Here is a 6,975-nt window from a genome sequence, read left to right on the forward strand (position 1 = left end):
CTGCCGAGGGTGCGCGGCAGGGCCGTTGGACCCTGAAAGATCCCACACAACGCGCGCTGGCCAGGTGGGGCCGGGTCGAGGAGGAGATCCTGTGACGGTCCGCAACTTTCTTGCCTGGCCGTTGTTCCGCAAGGAGCAGTCCGACGCCGTACGAGCGAGCGCGGGGGAGGCTGGTCACCAGTCGTGAATTGACCCGTCGAGCCGCCGGTTGATGGGCAGGTACTTGGGGCTGAAGGGGAACCGCGCGGCCGCCTCCTCGTTGAATTCGACCCCGAGCCCGGGCGCCGTTCCAGGGTGCATGTAGCCGTCTTGGAAGGAGTAGGAGGTCGTGAAGACCTCGTCGGCGGGTTCGCGGTGGCCCATGTACTCCTGGATCCCGAAGTTCGGGATGCTCAGGTCAACGTGGAGCGCCGCGGCGAATGAGACAGGGGAGAGATCGCCCGCGCCGTGCGAGCCGGACCGCACGCCGTAGAGGTCCGCGAGAGAGAAGATGCGCCGAAGGTGCGTGATGCCGCCAGCGTGGGAGACGGACGCCCGCACATAGTCGATGAGCCGCTCCGTGATGAGCTGCTGGCAATCCCAGATCGAGTTGAAGATCTCGCCTACGGCGAGGGGCGTCGTCGTATGTTGGCGGATGGTGCGGAAGGCGCTCTGGTCCTCTGCAGGGGTGGGGTCCTCGATCCAGAACGGGCGGAAGGGTTCGAGCGATGCGCCGAGCCGCCCGGCCTCGATCGGGGTGAGCCGATGGTGGACGTCATGGAGCACGTGGACGCCGTAGCCGAACTCCTCGCGGAGGTGGGCCATCATGGTCGGCGCGAAGTCGAGGTACGCCGTGGTCTCCCATGTGTCCTCCTGGGGGACCTCGCCGCTCGCGGGCTCGTAGAGCTTGCCGTCGGCGGGGGCGATGCCGTACGTCTTGTCAATCCCCGGGATCGCAGCCTGCGCGCGGATCGCCCTGTAGCCGAGGTCGCGGTGGTGCTGGAAATCCGCGCTGAGCTCGCGGAGCGTCGAGCCGCTCGCGTGCCCGTACACCATGACGCCCTCGCGGGCCGCGCCGCCGAGGAGGTCGTACACCGGCATCCCGGCGGCCTTGCCCTTGATGTCCCAGAGGGCGACGTCGATCGCGGCGATCGCGGTCATGGTCACCGGGCCGCGGCGCCAGTAGGCGCCCTTGTAGAAGTACTGCCACGTCTCCTCGATGCGCCGGGCATCGCGGCCGATGAGCAGCGGGCAGAGGTGATCGCGGAGGTAGGACGCGACCGCGAGCTCCCGGCCGTTCAGGGTCGCGTCCCCGATTCCGGTCAGTCCGTCCTCGGTCTCGATGACGAGCGTGACGTAGTTGCGTCCGGGGGAGGACACCACAACTCTGGCGTCGGTGATCTTCACGGGGTGGTCCTTAAGGGCGGTGGGGCGGGTGAGAAGCGGCGGGGTGGGTGAGAAAGGGGCGGGGTGGGTGAGAGGGGCCGGGCGGGTTCGGGTGGTGGGGCGCGTGGGCGGGGAGTGCGCCCGGGATACCCCCGGCGCACCCCGCGAGGTCAGATGGCGTCCTCGAGCTTCACGAGATCGCGCCCGCGCACCTCGGGGCCGACGATCGCTGCGATGAGGGTGACGGCCGAGTAAGCGACGAGCATCGCGGCGAGCGGCCACCAGTGGCCCGTGATGGCGGTGAGGGTCGCGGCGAGGACCGGGCCGATGGCCGTGGTCAGGATTCCGCCGATCTCCTTGGCGAGGGCAAGTTGGGTGAAGCGGGTGCGCGCGCCGAAGAACTCGGCCATCGTGACGCTCTCCATCGCGAACAGGCTCAGGACGCCGAGGTTGAGGCCCACGATCATGCCGATGAGGATAAGCGTCGGGTTGCCGCTCGTGATCATGAGCATCATGGGCACGGCGAACAGGATGGTGAGGGCGCTGAGCGCCATGTAGAGCGTGCGGCGACCGTACTTGTCGCCGAGCCAGCCGATGAACGGAACCGTCGCGAAGCCGACGATCGAGCCGTACATGATCGCGGTGGTGCCGAGGGCCTTGTCCGCCATGAGGACCGTGGCGAGGTAGCCCACGAGGAACGTCTGGACGAGGCCCGAGTTGCCGGCCTGGCCGAAGCGGAGGCCCAGGGCGATGAGGAAGGACTTGCCCTTCCGCTGGCGGAGCGCCTTCTCGAGGACGCCCTGCTCGGGAGCGTTGGCGGCGGTGATCTCCGCCTTGGCCGCGAGCTCCGACTTGTTGAGGGCGACGCCGTCGACCACGTCCGCGCGGTCCTCGAAGACCGGGCTCTCCTTGAGCGAGCGGCGCACCCACACCGCGAAGAGCATCACGATGAAGCTCGCGAGGAACGGCACGCGCCAGCCCCACGAGAGCAGCTGATCGCTGGGGAGCGCACTCACGAGCAGCGCCCAGAGGCCCGAGGCCGCGAGCGTTCCCGAGTTCGTGCCGAGCGAGACGAGGGACGAGATGAGGCCGCGCCTCTTGGCCGGGGCGTACTCGGCGAGCATGACCGACGCGCCCGCGATCTCGGCTCCTGCGCCGAAGCCCTGGATGAGCCGGAGCGCCACGAGGAGGATTGGCGCCCAGATGCCGATCATCTGGTACGTGGGCAGGACGCCGATGAGCGTGGTCGAGGCGCCCATGAGGGCGATGGTCAGGAAGAGGACCTTCTTGCGGCCGATCCTGTCGCCCATGCGGCCGAAGTAGATCGCCCCGACCAGGCGGGCCACGTACCCCACGCCGTACGTGGCCATGGCCGCGATGAGGCCGATCACCGGGCTCACGTCAGGGAAGAAGATCTTGTTGAAGACGAGGGCGGCGGCGAGCGAATACAGCTGGAAGTCCATGAACTCCATGGCCGTTCCGAGCCATCCTGACACGGCGGCCTTGGCCAGTTCGCTGGTACTCCTCTTGACCGGATTTGCCTCGCGAGAGGCGGTCTTCTCGGACATCTCGTGCTCCTTTGCAGCGATGAAGGGGGAAGATCCGCCCTGCGAGCGCGAGCGCGCCGGCAGCGTCGGACAACTTACATACAAGCACTGCCATGCAAGTGTGTCAATGGATGCCGAGACCCGCAACGGCTCACCTCAGGGGCGAGCCGCCGTCGTTCGCGTGGAGCTGGGGGTCAGACTGCGTGAGCCTCGTCGAAGGCCTTGAGGACACCCCGGGGGAGGGGGCCGCGGAGCGAGACCTCGTACCCGTGGGCCTCCGCCCACGCGCGGATCTTCGCGAGGTCCGGCTTGGCCGGACGAAGCCGGCGAACTGTGGCGCTCCAGCCGGCGACCCTCCTGGCGGCCTCGATGTACGGCGCGATTGCCGTGCGGAGCTCGGCGGCCTCATCGGCGGTCAGATCCATCTCGTAGTCGACCCCATCGAGACTGAAGGTCAGGGACTCGCCGGTCCCGTGTCCGAGGACTTCGCCCGAGAGATCGCTATGAAGTGTCACTACCGTTTTTGTGGCCATGTGGCGATGCTACCGGCCGGTATGCCGTTCCCATCGAGGATTTGTCTGGGAACAAACCGTTAAAAACCTTGGAATTCGCCGGGAGCGGCCGTGCTTCTCCGCGATCAAAGGAGGGTCCCTCCTCGATTATTTGCACGATTGTGATGCTCATGGGCTAATGTGAGGTGCGCACGGCGAAGGAGCACACAGTGGCACTCAGGACCGCACCGCTACTTCTCGATTCCGTGCGCTCCGCAGCCGGCATCAGGCTTCAGTACGGCACATTCGCGGTGGCCATCGTCGGGGCCGTCCTCCTCGCTTTCGTCGGGCTGCGGGCGGGCTCGGCGGCCGTGGGCGGACTGAGCGTCACGGCCCTCGTTGAGGCGTTCGTCTCGCTCGTCGTCGTGAAGGAGTTCAAGGGAGCCCACCGCGCGCGGCGCGATCCGGCGATCCGCCTCATCGGCCCCGCGTTTGTGCTGCTCGCGCTCGGAGTCTCGGCCGCGATCGCGATGATCATCACCTCGGGTCTTCACCCGGCTCCGTCCTTGCAGGGCGCGGTCTGCTCCGGCGGGCTCGCGATCGCGGCGGGGGTGCTCGCGATCGCGAAGATCCGCGCCGGCCAGTCCGCCGTCAATCCCGTGCTTGTTGCGGAAGGGATCGCAACCCTCGTCTTCGCGGGCCTCGCCGCGGTCGTCACGCTGGGCCTTGTGGGCTACCTCGTGTCGGGCTGGTGGTTGGCTGACCCCGCGGCCGCGGGCGTCGTCGTCGTGTACGCGATCCGTGGGGCCACGGCGTCCTTCGTTCGGTGACCCGGGCCCAGGCGTCACCTTCCAGACGCGCGCCTCACACTCCCCGCTCGAGGAGCTCGAAGGCCTCGCGACCCTGCCGGCGCACCGTCCGCCCGATCTCCGCGCCGCCCCTGCCCTCCGCGGCGAGCCGCTGCGCGAGCCGCGTCATGGCGCGGTTCACGCCCATGAGCGCGTTCGCGGTCACCCACGCGTTCAAGGCGGACGACGGCGCGGCCTCGTCGCGCTCGATGAGCCCGGCGAGGGCGTCGGTCGCCTGGTCGACGATGCGCTGCTCGCGGAACCGGAGCGTCTCGCTCCCGGCGATGATGCGCGCGGTGCGGGCGACGACGGAGGCGGCGGCGCCGTCGTCGGTCGCAAGGGCGCCCCGGGGCTCGAGGACGAATTCGCGGAAGGCGGCCACGGCGCTCGTGTCCTTGGGGCGTGAGCCGACGGCGGCGATGAGCTGGTCCTCGTAGGCCTGCATTCCGCCGTAGACGAGGTCTTCCTTGCTGGGGAAGTAGTTGAACACGGTCGCCTCGGAGACGTTCGCCGCGCGCGCGATCTCAGCGACGGGCACGCGCTCGAAGCCGCGATCGTCGAAGAGTTTCAGCGCGGCATCCACGATCCGCTGCCTCGTCTCGAGCTTCTTGCGCTCGCGAAGCCCCAGCTGCTCAGTCATGCGCTCACTGTAGCCGCTTGACCTAGGGTCACCATATCTTTAGAGTGACAATAAAGATTGAGTCGCTCTAGAAATATGAAAGGAGGTTGGCATGGCTTCGCCCCAGCACCCCACTGGTCCGGCCACGGCGATGGCACCGCCGCGCCTCGGCCCCGAGCTCGCGGGCATCATTGCCCTCGTGGTCGGGGGCGCGCTCATCACGGTTCTCGACGCGACAGTGGTGAGCGTCGCGATCGGCACGCTCGCCTCGCGGTTCGGCGCGCCCATCGCGGAGATCCAGTGGGTCATCACCGCGTATCTCGTGGCGATGACCGCCGTCATCCCGATCACGGGCTACGCGGCCGAAAGGTTCGGCGGACGCCGCGTCTGGATGGCGGCCGTGGCCCTGTTCGTCCTCGGATCGGCGCTCGCGAGCCTCGCGTGGTCGGCCGAGAGCCTTATTGTGTTCCGCGCTGTCCAGGGCCTCGGCGGCGGCATGGTCGTTCCGGTAGGCATGTCCCTCGTCGCGCAGTCGGCCGGGCGGGAGCGCATGGGCCGCGCCATGAGCACCGTGAGCATTCCCATGATGCTCGGGCCCGTCCTCGGGCCCGTGGTGGGCGGGCTGCTCGTCTCGGCGGCGGACTGGCGCTGGATCTTCCTCATCAACATCCCCATCGGGCTCGTGGTCCTGGTCCTCTCGCCTCGAGTCCTGCCGGCGGGGGAGCCGCGGCCCGGGCACCGGCTCGACGTTGCTGGACTCGTGCTGCTCTCGCCCGGCCTCGCTGCGCTGACTTACGGGCTCAGCGTCGTGACGGAGTCCTCCGGAGCCGCGGCGGGGTGGGCCGGGGCCGGAGCCGTTCTCGTCGCGGCGTTCGTGTGGCGGGCGTTCCGGGCGCCGGAGCCGCTGCTTGAGCTGAGGCACTTCGGCCTGCGAACGTTCACGGCGGCGGCGCTCTGCCAGTTCCTCCTCGGCGCCGTGCTGATCGGCTCGATGCTCCTCCTGCCGCTCTACTATCAGCAGGCCAGGGGGCTCGCGCCGGGCCTGACCGGGCTCCTGCTCATCCCGCAGGGTGCCGGTGCCGCGATCGCGCTCTACGCCACGGGGCCGCTCATCGATCGGGGTCGCGGCCGGGCCGTGGTCCTCGCGGGCGCCGTGCTCATGGCCGCCGGGCTCGCCGCCTACACGCTCTCGCCTGCCGATCCGCACCTTGCGGTACTCGTCGGGGCCCTGTTCGTCGCGGGTCTCGGCACGGGCTGCACGATGACGCCGTTGAACACCGCGGCGTACTCTGCGGTCGACCGCGCGGCCATTCCCCGGGCGACGGCCACGCTCAACATCGTCCAGCGCATGGGCGGCGCCCTCGGGACCGCGACGTGTGCGGTCGTGCTCGGGAGCCTGCTCGCCGGCGCCCACTCCTCCGCCCAGGTGGCCGATGCGTTCGGTGCGGTCTTCTGGCTGCCGGTTGCCGCCGTCGTCCTCGCCCTGCCGCTCGCCGCCTTGCTTCCGCCTCCACGCCCAACTGCGACTGGCTGAAATCCCCCGAGAAACCCCCACAAGAAACCCACAAGAAACACCCACAAGAAACACCCACAAGAAACACCCAGGAAAGGAGCACCACCATGGAAACCACCACCACAACTGAGGTCCTCGACCTCGTGCAGGCCTGGGCTTCGGCCGAGCTCTCAGGCGACGTCGACGCGTACGGCCCCCTGTTCGCCGACGACTTCCAGGGCATCGGGCCCGTGGGCTTCGTCCTCGACAAGGACCGCTGGGCGCAGCGGCACCGCGGCGATGTGGTCAACGAGGAGTTCGAGATTCTCGAGCCGCACGTGCGCCACTACGGCGACACCGCGCTCGTCGAGGCCGTCCAGCGGCAGAAGACCGTGGCCCGACGCGAGTGCCTCGTTCCGCGTGCTCGTCGTCCTCGTTCGCCAGGACGAGGGCTGGGTCATCGCGAACGTCCAGCTCAGCGGGCCACTCATCGCGCCCGGCGAAACGGCCCCGTGGCTCAAGGAGGAGAAGCGCGGGGGGTGATCCCGGCGGTCCCGGTCGGGTCAGCGGCCCTCTTCGTGGAGCCTGCGAAGGTAGGTCTCGACGTCGTACG

7 protein-coding genes are annotated in these 6,975 nt (G+C 68.9%); 3 read left to right on the forward strand and 4 right to left on the reverse strand.

From position 1 onward, the window contains the following. Positions 1 to 174 precede the first annotated feature (174 nt). From manD to ACLN58_RS04095, 3 genes are all read right to left on the reverse strand, one after another. On the reverse strand, positions 175 to 1,386 hold the full coding sequence (manD, locus tag ACLN58_RS04085) for a D-mannonate dehydratase ManD (protein ID WP_415854005.1): 1,212 nt from the start codon (positions 1,384 to 1,386) through the stop codon (positions 175 to 177). A gap of 149 nt (positions 1,387 to 1,535) precedes the next feature. Then, complete coding sequence (locus ACLN58_RS04090) at positions 1,536 to 2,933, reverse strand: MFS transporter (RefSeq protein ID WP_415854006.1); 1,398 nt, start codon at positions 2,931 to 2,933, stop codon at positions 1,536 to 1,538. A gap of 173 nt (positions 2,934 to 3,106) precedes the next feature. After that, positions 3,107 to 3,445 (reverse strand): histone-like nucleoid-structuring protein Lsr2, encoded by a 339-nt coding sequence (locus ACLN58_RS04095; protein WP_415854007.1) that lies wholly within the window; start codon positions 3,443 to 3,445, stop codon positions 3,107 to 3,109. 188 nt (positions 3,446 to 3,633) lie between these two features. Here ACLN58_RS04095 and ACLN58_RS04100 point away from each other — a divergent pair, with 188 nt between their 5' ends. Beyond that, entirely contained in the window at positions 3,634 to 4,233 is a 600-nt protein-coding gene (locus ACLN58_RS04100; protein WP_415854008.1) for a cation transporter, read from the forward strand. Between the two features lie 34 nt (positions 4,234 to 4,267). Here ACLN58_RS04100 and ACLN58_RS04105 read toward each other — a convergent pair whose 3' ends face one another. Continuing rightward, entirely contained in the window at positions 4,268 to 4,891 is a 624-nt protein-coding gene (locus tag ACLN58_RS04105; protein WP_415854009.1) for a TetR/AcrR family transcriptional regulator, read from the reverse strand. Positions 4,892 to 4,982: 91 nt separating this feature from the next. Between ACLN58_RS04105 and ACLN58_RS04110 the strand changes: the two genes are divergently transcribed. Together ACLN58_RS04110 and ACLN58_RS04115 are read left to right on the forward strand one after the other, a co-directional pair. Next, positions 4,983 to 6,404, forward strand: coding sequence for an MDR family MFS transporter (locus ACLN58_RS04110; RefSeq protein ID WP_415854010.1), 1,422 nt, complete (start codon positions 4,983 to 4,985; stop codon positions 6,402 to 6,404). 86 nt (positions 6,405 to 6,490) lie between these two features. Next, positions 6,491 to 6,975, forward strand: a 485-nt coding sequence (locus ACLN58_RS04115; protein WP_415854011.1) for a nuclear transport factor 2 family protein, incomplete at its 3' end; no start/stop codon positions are given.

This window comes from Sinomonas sp. G460-2 (genome assembly GCF_047759905.1).
In the GTDB taxonomy this organism is placed as follows: domain Bacteria; phylum Actinomycetota; class Actinomycetes; order Actinomycetales; family Micrococcaceae; genus Sinomonas.